The sequence below is a fragment of the Mycoplana sp. MJR14 genome (assembly GCF_029210525.1).
Lineage (GTDB): Bacteria > Pseudomonadota > Alphaproteobacteria > Rhizobiales > Rhizobiaceae > Mycoplana.
Genome location: NZ_JARGEO010000005.1, coordinates 127,066 through 142,768, shown reverse-complemented (window position 1 = coordinate 142,768; position 15,703 = coordinate 127,066). Strand labels below are relative to the sequence as shown.

Sequence of the window (15,703 nt, the reverse complement as noted above, 5' to 3'; positions counted from 1 at the left end):
TCCCCAATCTGTCCGGCACCATGCTTTCTGAGCTGTTTGCCGGTGGGTAGGTTTGGTTTCTCGAAACCTACGGAGATCAGAAAATGTCCTATCAGACCGCACTTCTCGTCATCGACGCGCAGGAATCGTTCCGTCATCGCGACTATTTCAGGGACGACGAATTCGCGCCCTATATCGCAAGGCAGCAGGCCCTCATCGACGGGGCGAAGGCGGCCGGGATCCCCGTCGTCCAGATTTTCCATGTCGAGGATAGCGGGGTGTTCGGCGAGGCTTCCGGCCTGGTCAAGGCGATCGCGCCGCTGAAGATCGCGCCGGACGCGGTGTTCCGCAAGCGCCGCCACAGCGCGCTCGTCGGCAGCGGGCTGGACGTCTGGCTGACCCGGCACGGCGTCCGGCGCGTCATCGTTTCGGGCATCCGCACGGAGCAGTGCTGCGAGACGACGACGCGGCATGCCTCCGACCTCGGCTATGCGGTCGACTTCGTCAGCGAGGCGACCCTGACCTTCCCGATGGTCGACCGGTCGGGGCGGGAATGGAGCGCCGCCGAGATCCGCGCACGAACCGAACTGGTGCTCGCCGGGCGGTTCGCCCGCATCGTGAGCGTGGAAGAGGCGCTCGCCGGCGAAGCGAGATCGGCCGCAGCATGAGCAAGGGCGCGGCGACACGGCAGGTTCCCGTCTTTCTCGTCGTGCCGCCGCGCGTCCTGCTTCTGGACGTCGCCGGTCCCATGGAGGTCCTGCGACGGGCCAATATCGAGCAAGCGGCCGTCCGCTTTGCCGTCACCTATGTCGGGCCGTCCGACACGGTGACGGCGTCGGTCGGGCTCGGGATCTCGGGCATCCGGCCGCTGCCGGCCGAACTGCCGGACGACGCGCTCGTCGTCGTCTCCGGCGCCGTCGACGAGCCGCTCGGCTCCGAGGCGGACACGCGGCCTGGCGATGCCGTGCTGGAGGCCGAGATCGTCCGCTGGCTGAAGCGCGCGATCCGGCCCGGAATGCGGCTCGTGACGATCTGCTCCGGCGCGCTTCTCATCGCCCGCGCGGGGTTGCTCGAGGGCCATGAATGCACGACGCACCACAGCCTGCTCGACACGCTCGTCCGCCTGGCGCCGACGGCGCGGGTGCGGGACAACCGGCTCTTCGTCGAGGATCGCGACCGGCTGACCAGCGCCGGGGTCACCGCCGGGATCGACCTGATGCTGGCGATCGTGGCGCGGGAGGCCGGCCACGCGACGGCGCTGGCCGTCGCGCGCAATCTCGTCGTCTATCTCCGGCGGGCCGGCGCCGATCCGCAGCTCTCGCCCTGGCTGGAGGGGCGCAACCATATTCACCCGGCCATTCACCGGGCCCAGGACGCCGTCACCGCCGCGCCTGCCGGCGACTGGTCGGTCGAGACCCTGGCGAAGGTGGCCGCCACCAGCCCCCGCAATCTCTCGCGGCTGTTCAACGAGCATGTCCAGATGAGCGTCGTCGACTACGTCAACCGGATGCGCCTCGCCGTTGCCCGGGAACTGGTGATCGGCTCGCAGCTCGACATGGAGAGTGTTGCCGAACGTGCGGGCTTTTCGTCCGCGCGCCAGTTTCGCCGGGCCTGGAACCGTCTCTATCCGGTGGCGCCGGCCCGCCTGCGCGCGGCCTCTCCGGAGCAGATGCGCTGAGGACGGCGGCGCGGTGGTGGCGGCTCCCCGCCGCTGCTATCGCCTTCGAAACCGGTGCTGGATCGTGCGGAGGAATGCCGAGGGGCTCTTGCCGTTGTGCTCCAGATGGCTCTCCGCCTTGGCCGGATGGGTCGGCCAGGCGATGTGATTGGCGAGCGTGGTGCGAAGGGCGGGCCGGTCGCCGAGGGCGGTTTCCAGCGCCTGCCGGTCGATCTCGAAGGTCTCGACCTCGGTCAGCGCCTTGAAGTCGAGCGGTTCATCGGCGTCGCCGAGGCGTCCGAGAAGCTCGCCCGAACCGAGCCGCACCCCCTCGTTCTCCCCCTGCAGACCGGCGACGGCGCCGGAGCGGACGATCATCAGCGCTGGCGCCCCGCCGAGCGGCAGGGGATCGCCTGCCTCGAAGCGCCGCAGGCGCGCGCCGCGGGCGATCGTCTCGATCCCGCTTCGTTCAAGGTGCTCGAAGACCGGGCTGGATTGCAAGAGGTCCTCCGCCGTCTGCGGCGCAGGCGGGGCGGCGGTGGCGTCATTGACGAGAACGGTCGCCGTCTCCGGCAGGGCGAGGGCGATCCCCATCGCCTGGCACTGCCGATAGACCAGGTCGGCGATCTCGTTCCTGGCCGCGACCCGCTCGGCGTTGTGGGCGACGTGGAACAGCAGGTCGATGTCCAGCGCCAGGGCGTCCATGCGCTTCAGGACGACCACCGGCGGGTGATCGCGATCGGTCCGGTTGGAGGCGAGCATCGCCTTGCGAAGGGCTTCGAGCACGAAACCGGGGCTGTGCGTCGGCCGGATGCGCAGCGGCAGCATCACCTGATGGGACTCATCGGGGCGGCTGACATTGGTGAGCCCGATCTTCGCCAGGTAGCTGTTCGGCAGAACCACGACGTTGTTGGCCGAGGTCAGGATGTGGGTGGAGCGCCAGGTGTTTTCGACGACGCGGCCCTCGGTGCCGTCCGACAGCAGGATCCAGTCGCCGATTCCGTAGGGCCGTCCGAGCGTCAGGGCGAGGCCGGAGAAGAGATCGTTCAACGTGCTCTGGAGCGCCAGGCCCAGGATGATCGCGATGATGCCCGAGGTTGCCACCAGCGTGCCGATGGCGATACCGAAGACATAGGCGAGGATCGACAGCGTGACGCCGAGATAGACGGCAGCCACGATCAGGTCCTGGAGCATCCGCGCTTCGCGCGGCCGGCCGTCGAGGACGACGTAGATGCGGACGAAGCCGATCGTCGCCCAGGAGAGGTGCATCCACCAGAGCAGCTTGGCGGTGGCCAGCAGGTAGTCGCTGCCGCTGTTGACCGGCTGATATTGCGTCGGCGCGATGTCGTTGGCCACCAGCACCGCCGTCATGGCGACAAAGAACGCGATCTGCGTCACCAGTCGCGCGGTCGGGCGGCCACGACCCTGCAGGTGCCAGGTGATGATGCCGGCCATCCCCAGAAGCACGATCTGCACGAGGGGGGAGAGAAGGAGATCGCGCATGGCAACCGGTGCTTTCCAAGCCTGATGAAGGGGACGGGCGCCGACGCCCGCACCAGGCGGGCGGTCGTGCGCGGGTTTGGCGTTCGAACGGTGCCTTGCCGGCCGCGGCGGCACATCCGCTCAAGGGCTGCCGGTCAGTGGCCGGGTCAGTGGCCTGTCGGTGGCCTGTCAGCGGTAGCCGATCCCGGCGATGTAGCCGACGAGGATCTGTTCCTCCAACGCCTCCTGCTCGTAGAGGGCCTTGGTGGCGTCGTCGAAGGCGAGCACGCCGAGCGGTTCGGACCGGCTGCCGAGGACCGGCATGTTCTGCAGGCTGCGCTGCGCCATCGTGCGCCACACCTGTTGAAGGTCGTCGTCCGGCTGGCAGGCGATGATGTCGCGGCTCATGATGTCCACGGCCGAAACGCTCGCGGAGCGCTCCAGGGCAATATGGCGGATGATGTCCGACTTGCTGAGAACGCCCATCGCCCGTCCCCGCGTGTCGGAAACGATCGCCAGACCCATGCGCGGCTCGGAGAGGGCGCGGGCGGCGGCCTGCAGGGTCGAATGCAAATCGATGACCATCAGACGATCCGTTGTCTTTGCGTTCAGGTCTTCGATGCGCATCGTTTGCTCCAGTCCAGGCAGATTTCAAAAAGGTGCGATCGGCGCCCCGATATTCGGCCCCCGATCGCGTGCGGGATCAGTCCTTGTAGGTCGCGAGTTCGGTCTCGCTCGTGTCGAGGACGAAGACCGCAAGCAGGCGCGCCGGTTCGGTGGCGCTCGCGTTCTCGCTGACGCTGTGCCGGTCGCCGGGAAATTCGGACCAGCTCTCGCCGGCCTTGTAGGTCTTCACCGGCCCGTCGTTGACGCCGCTCCGGATGGCCCCTTCCAGGACCGTGGCATAGATGAACGCCGATTGCGGATGGGTGTGGGCCGGCGACTTTCCGCCGGGGGCATATTCGACGAGCACGCTACGAATGCTTTTTCCCGGCACGTTCGGCAACACCTGGTCGTAGACGAGCGTCACCGTGGCCTCCTCGTCGGCGGCGTCCTGGGCCACAGCACCTGCGACGAGCGCGAGGGCAATGGCCATCGTCCAGCTTGCTATCCTGAGCATCGCCACATTCTCCAGAGAGGTCGAAAATCGCGCCCCGCCCCGAGGCGCGACGGCAACAGGCATCGCACCGGCGCAGCGGTCTTGGCCGACCGGTCCCGTTGCGGTCCTTCGGCCGGAAGAATGCGCCTGATGGCGGCCACGGACCATTCTACCGGGGTGTCTGTCGGCCTATGCCAACGCATGGGGTCAGGTGTGCGGAGCGATCGGTGCGGTTTGCCGAATTGCGAGGAATCGCGGCCGCGACGGCTGCCGGGGCAGGGCGGGCCGGTCGGCCGACAGGCGAACGTCCGGCCGCACCGGATCGTGCCCGGTCAGGCGTCCCGGGGCGCGGGTTCCGTCCTGCGGGTGCGGGCAGCGTCGCGGACATCCAGCCAGCCGCCGACCTGGTCGGCGAAGTCGGGGGGCGCCTTGCGCTCGACCGTGCTTGCGATATCGCCGAGCGACTGGGCGGCGAGCGCGTCGCGCATCGCCTTCTCCGCCCGCAGCATGACGGCGTGAACCGCGCAGACGCCCGCCGTCGCCCAGGATGGCGGCGGATCGCCGAACAGGGCGCAGCGGCCGCGTATCTCCCGGCAATCGAACAGCGGTTTGCGGCCTTCGATGGCGTCGATGATCTCGAGCACGCTGATCTGCGCCGGGGTTTTCGCGAGCACATATCCGCCGTGCACGCCTTCCGACGAGCGCACGATCCCGGCCTTCTCGAGCTTCGGGAAGATCTTGGCGACGAAGCTCGTGGAAATCCCCTGCAGCTCCGCCAGGTCGCGGCTGCTGACAGGCGCCCGGTCCGGGCCGGCCAGCCACAGAAGGCAGTGGATCCCGTATTCCACACTCACGGTCAAATGCGCCATGGCGCGGACTATACCAGCCGCCATGGAGGCGGACAACGCCAACACAGAGCGCACTTGTCCGTGTTTGGTGACCCTTGCCGTGCGCCCGATTCCGGAGGATCGTCAAGGTACCCACAACCAGCCGCAGCAGACGGGATGAGGACACTACCTATCCCTTGGAACAGATGTATTTTGGCTAAGCTCCGGATACGCTGGGAGAAAAATCGGCCAGAGGGGCTGGAGTGTCGAATGCCGGGCAGGTCTTCAGGCTTTCCTCAACCGGTGGAGCAGCTGATGACGACTCTCTTGCGGAACCGCCCTCACGCGTTGCATCTGGGGCTCTTCGTCGCGGCTTATGTGCTGGCCGCCGGTTTCGCACAGCTGCTCGCGATCGTCCCGGGAACGGGCATCTCCATCTGGCCGGCCAGCGGCCTGTTCATGGCCGTGCTCATCCTCGCCCCGGCCCACGGCTGGCCGTGGTGGGTGCTGGCCGGGCTTGCGGGCGAACTCGTCGGCAACGCGCTCTGGTTTCACAATCCGCTGCAGGTTGCCGTCCTGATCAACATCGGCAACGCGCTCGAGGCGATCACGGGCGCCTGGCTCGTCAGGCGGGCCTGCGGCGGCCGGGCGGTTCGGCTGGAGACCGTCCGGGAGGTCCTGGCGCTGACCGTGCTCGGCGCCGGGATTGCGCCGGTCGTCAGCGCCACCGTCGGCAGCGCGACGCTGGCGTGGTTCGGCGTGCAGGCCTTTGCGACAGCCTGGCCGATCTGGTGGATCGGTGACGCCACCGGCGTCCTGATCGTCGCGCCGCTGGCGCTGGTCGTGCTTCAGAACTGGCGCGGCAGCGACCGCTTCTCGGTCGCCGGCCGCCTGGAAGCCGGCGTGCTGTCGCTGATCTTCCTGGGTGTCGCGGCGCTCTGCATGAGCGGCTACCTGCCGTTCGCCTACATCATCATGCCGCCGCTGATCTGGGCGGCCGTGCGCTTCGAGTTCAAGGGGGCGGTCGTCACCCTGGCCTTCCTGGCGCTGATCGCGGCGATCTTCACCGTCTCGGGCTTCAGCCAGTTTGCCGGGGATGCCGAATCCCAGAAGCACAAGCAGATCATGCTGCAGCTGTTCCTGGCGATCTCGGCCTTCTCGGCGCTGATCGTGGCGGCCCTGTCCCGGCAGCAGCATCTGGCGACCCTCACCCTGCACAAGAGCGAGCACTCGCTGCGGGAGCTGATCGAGACCGTTCCCGCCCATATCTGGCGGCTCGCCCCCGACGGCCAGCCGACCTTCTTCAACAAGCGCATGGTCGAATTCCTCGGCTTCGACATCACGGAAATCGCCAGGACCGGCCTCAGCCGCCTGGATGCGATCGCCGCGATGGCCCATCCGGACGATGCGGCGCAGCTGATGGAGGGCCTGGGGCAAAGCCTCGCCACCGGCCGCAGCTTTGCCATGCGCCACCGTCTGCGCCGCGCCGACGGCGCTTACCGCTGGATGTCCAGCCGCGCGGAGCCGATGCGGGACGAGGACGGCAAGATCCTGCAGTGGTACGGCCTGTGCCACGACATCGACGATCAGGTGTCCGCCGAGGAGGCGCTGCGGCGCAGCGAGCGCCAGCTCCAGCAGATGATCGATGCCGTGCCGGCCCTGATCTGGTGCACGACGCCGGAGGGAACGCCCTCCTACATCAACAGGCGGCTGGCCAACTCGGTCGGGATCACGCTGGACGAACTCGTCGGACCCGACGCGTCGCGGTCCCTGGCCGACGTCCACCCCGACGACCAGCCGACCGTGGAGGGGGCGCTCGCGCAATCCTTCGAGACGGGGGCGCCCTTTGCGAAGATCTATCGCCAGCGCCGGGCGGACGGGTCCTATCGGTGGATCGACGGCCGGGCGGAACCGCTGCGCGACCAGGACGGACGGATCGTGCAATGGTACGGCGTCTGCCTCGACATCGACGACCTGGTCAGGGCGCAGGAGGCCCTGCGGCAGAGCGAGCGGCGCTACCGCGATCTCTTCCACTACATGCCGATCGCGCTCACCCAGGTCGATGCCAGCAAGCTCATCCCGATGTTCAAGGAATTGCGGGCGCAGGGCGTCACCGATCTTGAGCCCTATATCGACGCGCATCCGGAGTTCCTGCAGCGGGCGCTGGACGCGCTGGAGGTCGAGGAGGTCAACCAGCACCTGATCGACATGTTCGGCGCCGGCAATGCGGAGGAAATGCTCGGGCCGATCACCCGCTACTGGCAGCCGGGGATGGCGACCATCCGCCGCTCGATCGAGGCGCGATACCGGGGCGAGGACATCTTCCAGGAAGAGACGAGGGTGGCGCGGCTGGACGGCGGCGTCATCGATGTACTCTTCGCGACCGCCCGTCCCGGCGCCATCGCCGACAAGAGCCTGGTGGGCTTCATCGACATCACCGAGCGCAAGCGGGCCGTGGAGGCGCTGCGCGACCGGGAGCGGGAGTTCTCGCATCTGGTGAACATGGTTCCGGTCCATATCCGGCGGCTGTCGCCCGAGGGCGAGCCGACCTTCTTCAACAAGCGCCTGACCGACTTCTTCGGACTGGACCTGTCGGACCTGGGCCAGCCGGGCAGCGGCAGGCTGGCCGCAGCCATCGCAGGTACGGTGCACCCCGACGATGCCGAGACGCTGCTGTCCACCGTCCGCCGATCGGTTGCCACGGGCGAGCCCTACACCATGAAGTATCGCATGCGGCGCGCGGACGGCGCCTATCGCTGGGTCGACGGACGCGGGGAGCCGATCCGGGACCAAAGCGGCGCCATCGTCCACTGGTACGCCATTTCCATCGACATCGACGACGAGATGCGCGCCCAGGAGGCGCTGCGGGCGCGGGAGCAGGAACTCTCGCAACTCGTCGATCTGGTTCCGAGCCTGCTCTGGCGGCTGAGCCCCACGGGCGAGCCGGTCTTCTTCAGCAAGCGCATGGTCGATTTCCTCGGGGCGGACATTGGCGACTACGGCACGACGGAGTGCGCCGGGCTCGATGCCGCCATAACGGCTTTCGTCCATCCCGACGATGCGGCGGGGATGGCGAAGGCGCTGAAGCACTCGCTGGCCACCGGCGAGAGCTTCTCCCTGAACTACCGCCTGCGCAGGGCGGATGGTGTCTATCGCTGGATGTCCGGTCGCGGCGAGCCGTTGCGCGACGAGGCCGGGCGCATCCTGCAGTGGTACGGCCTGTGTCACGACATCGACGACCAGTTGCGGGCCGAGGACGCGCTGCGCAACAGCAAGCAGCAACTGGATCAGATGATCGATGCCTTGCCCATCAACATCCTGAGCTTCTCGCCATCGGGCAAGATCACCTATGCCAGCAAGCGCTATCTCGACAGCGTCGGTCTGCCGCATGCGCCCATCGATGACTTCAATGCGCTCGCCCAGGACCTCGCCCACCCCGACGACTTTCCAATCATGTTTCGCAGGGCATCGGACGGCTTTGCGACCGGGCAGCCGTTCGTCAACCGCTTCCGCCGGCGCGACAGGCATGGTGTCTACCGCTGGATCGAGGCGCGCGCCCAGCCGCTGCGCGACGCGCAGGGCGCGATCGTGCAGTGGTACATCATCTCGATCGACATCGAGGAGGAGATGCACGCGCAGGAGGCGTTGCGGGAGAGGGAGCGGTTCCTCTGGCAGCTGGTCGAGACGCTGCCGGCCATGATCGATTGCGCCGCGCCGGACGGCGAGCCGGTCTATCGCAGCCAGCAGCTTCGGGAGTTCCTCGGCTACCAGCTCGAGGAACTGGACGGCTCGGGAAAATCGCGGCTCGACGCCACGCTGGATGCCGGCGTGCACCCCGACGACGTCGCCGGCGTCAAGGAGCAGTATGCCCATTCGCTGGCGACCGGCGAACCCTATGCCCGCAAGCATCGCCTGCGGCGCTTCGACGGAGAGTATCACTGGGTCGAGACGCGCGCGGCGCCGATGCGCAATGCCGAGGGCGCGATCGTGCAGTGGAACGTCATCTGCCTCGACATCGACAGCGAGGTTCGCACGCAGGAGACGCTGCGGCAGGCCCAGGCGAGCCTGGCGCGCGCCAGCCAGGCCGCCAGCCTCGCCGAGCTGTCGGCATCCATCGCCCACGAGGTCAACCAGCCGCTCACGGCGGTGGTCACCTATTCGAGCGCCCTCCAGCGCTGGCTTTCGGCCGAGCCGCCGAACATCGAGCGGTCCAAGAGTACGGTGGAGCGGATCATCCGCAGCGCGAACTCCGCCGCCGACGTCGTGAGCCGCATCCGCGCCCTGTTCAGGCCCTCGGCGGCGGCGAAGGATCGCACCCCGCTCCGCAGCATCGTGACCGAGGCGCGCGACCTGATGGCCGAGGAGGCGGCGCGGCGTCGCGTTCGCATCGACGTGGCGCTCGACAGCGACCTCCCGCCGGTCTCCCTGGATCGCGTGCAGATCCAGCAGGTTCTCGTCAATCTCATCCGCAACGGCGTGGAGGCGATGAGTTCCACGATCGGCGAGCGGGTGCTGGGAATCCGCGTCGTCCGGCTGGTGGGCCTCGTCCAGATCGAGATCAGCGACCGCGGACCGGGCATCGACTTTCCCGAGCGGATCTTCGAGCCGTTCTTCACCACGAAGGAGCAGGGAATGGGCATGGGGCTGGCGATCTGCCGATCGATCGTCGAGTCCCACGGCGGCCGGCTATGGGTCGAGGAGAACAAACCGCACGGATCGACGTTCATCTTTACGCTGCCGGTCGAAGAGACGGCCGCGGCGGACGAGCGGTGACGGCCATGGCCCATGGCCAAGGGACAGCGGGATCGGCAGGTCCCGGTCGGTCGAGACGGCCGCCCGGCGAAAACATGCGGAATGCGACGCGATTGGAGCACACAGCTTGAGCCGCGCCGATCAGGAGGAAGCATAAAGTGAAGAATCAAAGGCCAGTCGTGGCGGTTGTCGACGACGATCCAAGGGTGCTCGAATCCCTGGAGGAGCTTCTGGAGGCGGCCGACTATTCGGTTCGCAGCTTCCTGTCCGCAGACCTCTTGCTGCGTGCGGGCCTTTCGGGCATCGACGTGCTGATCACGGACATCGGCATGCCGGGCATGGACGGATTCGAGCTTCGCGATACCGTCAAGGCGGCGCGTCCGGAGCTGCCGGTGTTCCTGATCACCGGCCGCCACGAAATCACCGACCAGGATCGCGCCAAGGGCATCGGCGGCCTTTTCAGGAAGCCCTTCGATGCGCAGGTCCTGCTCGCGGCCATCGGCGATGTCCTGCAATAGGCCTGCGACCTTCGCCGTTCCCGGCCTTCACATCGTGGCGAGCCTCTTTGCCTCGCTTGCCACGAAGTCGCAGAACAGCCGCACCCGTAGCGGGGGCGTGCGTCCGTAGGCGTGCAGGGCATTGAAGGGGAGCCTCGGAAGCTCACGTTGCGGGGCGAGATCGACCAGCGCCCCGGTTTCCAGTTCCGCAGCAACGAGGCAGCGCAGGAGATAGGCCGCGCCCAGCCCGCTCATCGCCGCCTGGATCATGGCAAAGCCCGAATCGCAATCGACGCGGCCGGCGGGAACGAAGCTCGTGCCGTCGGCCAGCCGCACCGGCGCAACCACCCCGTTCGACACATACCGGGCAAAGGGCAGGCGGGCGAGGTCTTCCGACGCCTGGGCGTCCCAGGTGTTCGCGAAAGGCTTCGAGGCGACGATCACCATCGGCAGCTCCGCCAGCGGCCGCACCATGAGATCGCCTTGCGTCGGCGCGCCGGCGCGCAGCACGACGTCGTAGTCCTCCCGCACCAGATCGACGAACCTGTCCGTGAGGCCGACGTCGAGATGCAGGTCAGGGTAGGCGGCGGCAAAGCGGGTGAACAGCCCCGGCAGCAGCATCGGGGCGAACTCGCCGGGCATGCTGACCCGCAGCCGGCCGGAGGGGGCGCTGCGGGAGGCGATCGCCTCGTCGCTCGCGTCGAGCTCCTTCAAGAGCGGCGCGACGCGTTCGAAGAAGGCCTGGCCGTCCTGGGTGAGGGTCAAGGCCCGGGTCGTTCGCAGGAAGAGCCGGGTGCCGATCTTCCTTTCCAGCCGGGACACGCTCTTGGAGACGGCCGAGGGCGTCGTCTCGAGATCGCGCGCGGCGGCACTGAACGAGCCGGCTTCCACCGTCCGCACGAACGCCATCAGGCCCGAAGCCTCGCCCAGCAGATTTGGCATTTGCACCTCCGGGGCACAAATCATGTGCCCGACGTCCATCTAACAGCAAGGATGACCCGCCGCTATCTCTGTCTCGAACGAAACGGAGACAGCAATGCAACAGTTGAAAGACAAGGTCGCCGTCATCACCGGCGGAAACAGCGGCATCGGCAAGGCGACGGCCAGCCTGTTTGCGCGCGAAGGCGCACAGGTGGTCATCACCGGCCGGCGGCAGGATATCGTCGACGAGGCGGTGCGGGAGATCGGCCACGGCGCCGTCGGCATTGTCGGCGACGTCGCCGACCTTGCTCACCACCAGGCGCTGGCCGAAACCGTCAGGGCGCGGTTCGGCGCGCTGGACGTCTACATGGCCAATGCCGGCATCATCAACCTGACGCACTCGAAGACCGTGACGCCGGACGAGTACGACCGGCACTTCGCCACCAATACGCGCGGCGTTTTCTTCGGCGTCCAGGCGATCGCGCCGCTCATCCGCGATGGCGGCAACATCATCGTCACGAGCTCGCTGGCGGCCACCAAGGTCCTGCCGGACCATGCCGTCTATGCCGGATCGAAGGCCGCCGTCGCCGCATTCGCCAGGAACTGGGCCATCGAGCTCAAGCCGAGGCGCATCCGCGTCAACATCCTCAGCCCGGGACCTGTCGACACCGCCATTCTCGGCAAGCTCGGCGTCTCCGAGGCCGATCGCCCCGCATTCGAGCAGCAGATGGCCTCCCTCATTCCGGCAGGCCGCATGGGGCGGCCGGAGGAGCTGGCGCGCGCCGCGCTCTTCCTCGCCTCGGATGCGGGCAGTTTCGTCAACGGCGTCGAACTGCACGTCGATGGCGGCATGACGCTGGCGTAAGCGGATCCGGTCGGCAGCGCCGCACCGGCGCCGCCCTCGCCGGAGGGCCGCTTGGCTTGCAGGACGTTGCAGGACCCTGGCGAAGATACCCCCGCAAAAACTTCAAGGCGGCCCGCTCGAAAGACGGGCCGCCTCGGCTGTTCCGGCTTCCGGTCCTAGTCGCTCGCCGGATCGCGGATGCTCGCGGGCAGGGCCTCCCAGGCGCGGATCAGCTGCCCGATGGAACTCACCTGCATCTTCTTCATCACGTTGCTGCGGTGGAGCTTGACGGTGATCTCGCTGATGCCGAGATCGAAGGCGATCTGCTTGTTGAGCCGGCCCTGGGCGACCTCGCGCAGCACCTCGCGTTCACGGGGGCTCAGCGTCTTCAGCCGCTCCAGATACTGCTTGACCGTGCGCGCTTCCAGCCGCTGGCTCTTGTCGCGCTCGATGCCGGCCATCACCGCGTCGAGCAGCGTCTGGTCCCTGAACGGCTTGGTCAGGAAGTCGACGGCGCCCGCCTTCATCGCCTGGACCGTCATCGGGATGTCGCCGTGGCCGCTGAGGAACACGATCGGCTTGGCATTGCCCTTGGAGAGAAGCTGCTGCTGCAGGTCGAGGCCACTCGAACCCGGCATGCGCACGTCCAGCACCAGGCATCCGGGCCGATCGGGGATCTCGGATTCCAGCAGTTCCCGCGGTGAGGCGTAGCTGTTGACCTCGATGCCCACCGACAGCATCAGCTCGCGCAGCGAAGCGCGGACATCGTCATCGTCGTCGACGATGAGGACGATCGGGGTTTCCGAGGTGTCCCCCGTGGTCGGGCTCATGGCATGGCCTCCCGGGCCGGGCGCGCGGCGGAAATTGCGATAGCTCCATGCGTCATTGCCAAATCTCCTCATCCGGGGACGTGACCAAATCGAGGTCGTCCGAAAGGGCGAAACGCCATTGGCACCGGGAATGTGCGGCCCAGCTTGTCGCTGACATCCTGCACGAACACGCGCTGAAAATGCGCGATCCCGGTTGCCGGTCCCTGTCTGGCCTGCGAGCCAGAATAGGCGCCGGATACGGTGATTGCCAATAGATGTATCTCAACGCGGACTATATTTATCCGAGTTGTGGAGCGCAAGCCGAATGGCAGGCCGTTCGTGCCGGCAACCGCCGCCGCGCGGCAGGCCCTCCTAGACCTTCGGGACTAGCGGTCCCACCAGTCGGCATAGTTTTCGCCATTGCCGATGACGCCCATGGTGCCGACGCGCCGGCGACCGAGGCGGCGCACTTCTCTTTCAGCCAGCCGCCCCAGGCCGAACCGTGGCCTGCCGCGGGGCGACCAAAGGAATGCCCAACATGAAACTCTACTACAGTCCCCTGGCGTGCAGCCTCGCCGACCATATCGTCCTCCTGGAGGCGGGCGTACCCTTCGAGCCCGAGCGCGTCGACCTGCGGACCAAGCGCACGGCCTCCGGCGGCGACCTGCGCGACATCACGCCGAAGGGGTACGTGCCGGTGCTCGTGCTCGACAGCGGCGACGTGCTCACCGAGAACATCGCCATTCTCGACTGGCTGGCCTCGCAGTATCCCGCGCTCGGCGGTCAAGGTCCGCTCGGCCGCACGCGGCTCCTGGAGGCGCTCACCTATCTTTCGACCGAGTTGCACCACGCCTTCAAGGCGAGGTTGAACGCCGGTGGCCAGACCGAGAAGGAAAGGGCGGAGGCCGTCATCGCCGGTCATCTCGATTTCCTGTCCGAGGGGCTGGAGGCGGACTATCTCTTCGGCGATACACCGACGGTGGCAGACTTCTATCTCTTCGTCATGCTGCTCTGGGCCGAGAAGTTCGACATAGGCCTGCCCACCGCGCTTGCGGGCCTGCGGGCGCGCATCAAGGCCCGCCCCGCCGTCCGGACGGCGATGATCAACGAAGGGCTGATCTAGATTCGGGATGCCGGGCTGGCGCGGCCAGGCTGCGCCCCCCACACCCCTTCATCCATCGCGATCAGGTCGGTGCCGGCCTGCTCGCTTTCGCCGCGGCCTGCCACCGGCCCGCCGTGCAATCGCCCGGAAGAGAGGAACGACCATGACGGACATCCATCAGCGCACCCTTGCCGGCGTCTCCGTGCCCGATACGCCGGTGATCGCCCGCGCGATCGAATTCGCCCGCGACAAATGCGAGCCCTACCTCTTCAACCATGTCATGCGCTCCTGGCTGTTCGCGGTGCGGCTCGGGCAGGTGCAGCAGATCGCCTGCGATCCGGAGGTGCTCGCGGTGGGCACGCTTCTGCACGACGTCACGCTCAACGAGCGATTTGCCGGGCCGCGACGCTTCGAGGTGGAGGCTGCCGACATCGCGCGGGATTTCGTGAGGGAGAACGGCTTCGACGACCGGCGCACCCAGCTCGTGTGGGACTGCGTCGCGCTCAATTCCACGGCCTCGATCGGCCTCTACAAGGAGGCGGAGGTTGCACTCTGCACCGCCGGCATCTGCCTCGACGTGGTCGGCCTGCAATACCAGGCGCTGCCGGCCGCGGACATCCAGCGGATCGTCGAGGCGTTTCCCCGCCTGCAGATGAAGCGCCGGATGAGCGGGTGCTTCTGCCACATCGCCAGGACACATCCCGAGACGACCTACGACAATTTCGTCCGCGACTTCGGCATGCGCCATGTCGGCGGCTACAAGGCGGTGTCGGCCGTCGATCTCGTCACGGACGCCCCCTTCGACGAATAGGCACCGCCCGTTGCCGCAGCGGCTGAAAGGGGGGACCGGCCGGACGATCCCTCCCGACCGGTCCTGAATGCTGGGGCGGCCTGCAGACAGAGTGCCGCGCTTGTCGCGGTTCAATAGCGCCGGCCGAGCCCCTTCATCGTATCGGGGTCGAGCAGGCTGTCGAACCAGGCTTCGAGCACGGTCTCCAGCAGGAACTCGTCGCTGGCCTCGCAGAACAGCGTCATCGAGGCATGCAGCTTCCGGGCGTCGATGTCGCCGAAGACCGTGCGGGCGCTCAGCCCCGGCAGGTGCTGGAGCGCGCCCAGGCATTCCCGGTAGCGCCCGCCGAGGACCGGGGAGGCCAGATAGGCGCTGGCCTCGTCGATCGAGCCGACGGCGAAAGGCTCGTCCGCGGGATCGGTCCCCGACGTCCGCAGCCGCGGGAAGATGAAATCCATGTAGGAACTGCACATCATACCGCGGCGGAGAACGGCGATCGCGTCGTCGTAGACCGCATCCTGCGCGTCGATGAAGCGTTGAAGGTCGGGTTCGTTCGCCAAGGGATCCTCAATCCTGTTCCAGAGCCGCACATCCGGTCGGTGTGCCGGCGGGCGGCTCGTCTGGTCCATGCTCAACCGGCGAGTATGTCGCTCTGCTCGGGATGCCGGACGACGAAATTCGCCATGAAGGCGCATCTGGCATCGGCCTTGCGGCCGCTCCGCCGGATCGCGTCGAACACGCCGAAAGCCAGCCGCGTGCCGAAGCCGTTGCCGGAGTATTCGAACGGAACCTCGGTGTGGATGAGCACGACCACCTCGTCCTCCAGCCGGTAGTAGGCCGCCGCAACGGCGCCGTCGGCGATCGGCATCTCGTATCGGTGCATTGCGCGGTTGTCGCGCACCTGCTCGCTCATGGCTCGTCTCCCGTGCAACCGCCGATCCGCC

Annotated in this window: 15 protein-coding genes; 7 read left to right on the top strand and 8 right to left on the bottom strand. The window is 67.5% G+C overall.

Annotated elements, in window-relative coordinates:
- Positions 1 to 83 precede the first annotated feature (83 nt).
- A complete protein-coding gene (locus P0086_RS13990; RefSeq protein ID WP_275786503.1) occupies positions 84 to 647 on the top strand; it encodes an isochorismatase family protein in 564 nt (187 codons plus the stop codon).
- Positions 644 to 1,657 (top strand): helix-turn-helix domain-containing protein, encoded by a 1,014-nt coding sequence (locus tag P0086_RS13985; protein ID WP_148149708.1) that lies wholly within the window; start codon positions 644 to 646, stop codon positions 1,655 to 1,657. Before P0086_RS13990 ends, P0086_RS13985 begins: the two co-directional genes overlap by 4 nt.
- 36 nt (positions 1,658 to 1,693) lie before the next feature.
- Here the strand turns inward: P0086_RS13985 and P0086_RS13980 are convergent, their stop codons facing one another.
- The 4 genes from P0086_RS13980 to P0086_RS13965 all read right to left on the bottom strand — a co-directional run bounded on the left by P0086_RS13980 (position 1,694) and on the right by P0086_RS13965 (position 5,071).
- On the bottom strand, positions 1,694 to 3,139 hold the full coding sequence (locus P0086_RS13980; protein WP_275786498.1) for a mechanosensitive ion channel family protein: 1,446 nt from the start codon (positions 3,137 to 3,139) through the stop codon (positions 1,694 to 1,696).
- A gap of 168 nt (positions 3,140 to 3,307) precedes the next feature.
- A complete protein-coding gene (locus P0086_RS13975; protein WP_112593822.1) occupies positions 3,308 to 3,745 on the bottom strand; it encodes a CBS domain-containing protein in 438 nt (145 codons plus the stop codon).
- A gap of 76 nt (positions 3,746 to 3,821) precedes the next feature.
- The gene (locus P0086_RS13970) at positions 3,822 to 4,214 is read right to left on the bottom strand and encodes a cupin domain-containing protein (RefSeq protein WP_275786985.1); all 393 of its coding nucleotides are present in this window, start codon (positions 4,212 to 4,214) and stop codon (positions 3,822 to 3,824) included.
- A gap of 335 nt (positions 4,215 to 4,549) precedes the next feature.
- Positions 4,550 to 5,071 (bottom strand): Rrf2 family transcriptional regulator, encoded by a 522-nt coding sequence (locus tag P0086_RS13965; protein ID WP_345799313.1) that lies wholly within the window; start codon positions 5,069 to 5,071, stop codon positions 4,550 to 4,552.
- A gap of 288 nt (positions 5,072 to 5,359) precedes the next feature.
- Between P0086_RS13965 and P0086_RS13960 the strand changes: the two genes are divergently transcribed.
- Positions 5,360 to 9,817 carry a PAS domain-containing protein gene (locus P0086_RS13960; protein WP_275786490.1) on the top strand — a complete coding sequence of 1,486 codons (4,458 nt, stop codon included), beginning with the start codon at positions 5,360 to 5,362 and terminating at the stop codon, positions 9,815 to 9,817.
- 137 nt (positions 9,818 to 9,954) lie between these two features.
- The gene (locus P0086_RS13955; protein WP_112593825.1) at positions 9,955 to 10,314 is read left to right on the top strand and encodes a response regulator; all 360 of its coding nucleotides are present in this window, start codon (positions 9,955 to 9,957) and stop codon (positions 10,312 to 10,314) included.
- 27 nt (positions 10,315 to 10,341) lie between these two features.
- Here P0086_RS13955 and P0086_RS13950 read toward each other — a convergent pair whose 3' ends face one another.
- Positions 10,342 to 11,235 carry a LysR family transcriptional regulator gene (locus tag P0086_RS13950; RefSeq protein ID WP_275786485.1) on the bottom strand — a complete coding sequence of 298 codons (894 nt, stop codon included), beginning with the start codon at positions 11,233 to 11,235 and terminating at the stop codon, positions 10,342 to 10,344.
- A 94-nt stretch (positions 11,236 to 11,329) separates the two neighbouring features.
- Between P0086_RS13950 and P0086_RS13945 the strand changes: the two genes are divergently transcribed.
- On the top strand, positions 11,330 to 12,079 hold the full coding sequence (locus P0086_RS13945) for a glucose 1-dehydrogenase (protein ID WP_112593827.1): 750 nt from the start codon (positions 11,330 to 11,332) through the stop codon (positions 12,077 to 12,079).
- Between the two features lie 155 nt (positions 12,080 to 12,234).
- Here P0086_RS13945 and P0086_RS13940 read toward each other — a convergent pair whose 3' ends face one another.
- Complete coding sequence (locus tag P0086_RS13940) at positions 12,235 to 12,888, bottom strand: response regulator transcription factor (RefSeq protein WP_112606729.1); 654 nt, start codon at positions 12,886 to 12,888, stop codon at positions 12,235 to 12,237.
- 517 nt (positions 12,889 to 13,405) lie between these two features.
- Here P0086_RS13940 and P0086_RS13935 point away from each other — a divergent pair.
- Entirely contained in the window at positions 13,406 to 13,990 is a 585-nt protein-coding gene (locus P0086_RS13935; protein WP_275786480.1) for a glutathione S-transferase C-terminal domain-containing protein, read from the top strand.
- A gap of 142 nt (positions 13,991 to 14,132) precedes the next feature.
- Positions 14,133 to 14,780: a hypothetical protein gene (locus P0086_RS13930; RefSeq protein WP_275786477.1), complete on the top strand. Its 648-nt coding sequence runs from the start codon at positions 14,133 to 14,135 to the stop codon at positions 14,778 to 14,780.
- Positions 14,781 to 14,890: 110 nt separating this feature from the next.
- On the opposite strand, the gene P0086_RS13925 is transcribed toward P0086_RS13930, so the two are convergent.
- Both P0086_RS13925 and P0086_RS13920 read right to left on the bottom strand, forming a co-directional pair.
- Positions 14,891 to 15,319 (bottom strand): DUF1810 family protein, encoded by a 429-nt coding sequence (locus tag P0086_RS13925; protein WP_275786474.1) that lies wholly within the window; start codon positions 15,317 to 15,319, stop codon positions 14,891 to 14,893.
- Positions 15,320 to 15,390: 71 nt separating this feature from the next.
- Entirely contained in the window at positions 15,391 to 15,672 is a 282-nt protein-coding gene (locus P0086_RS13920; protein WP_275786471.1) for a GNAT family N-acetyltransferase, read from the bottom strand.
- Between the last annotated feature and the right edge of the window lie 31 nt (positions 15,673 to 15,703).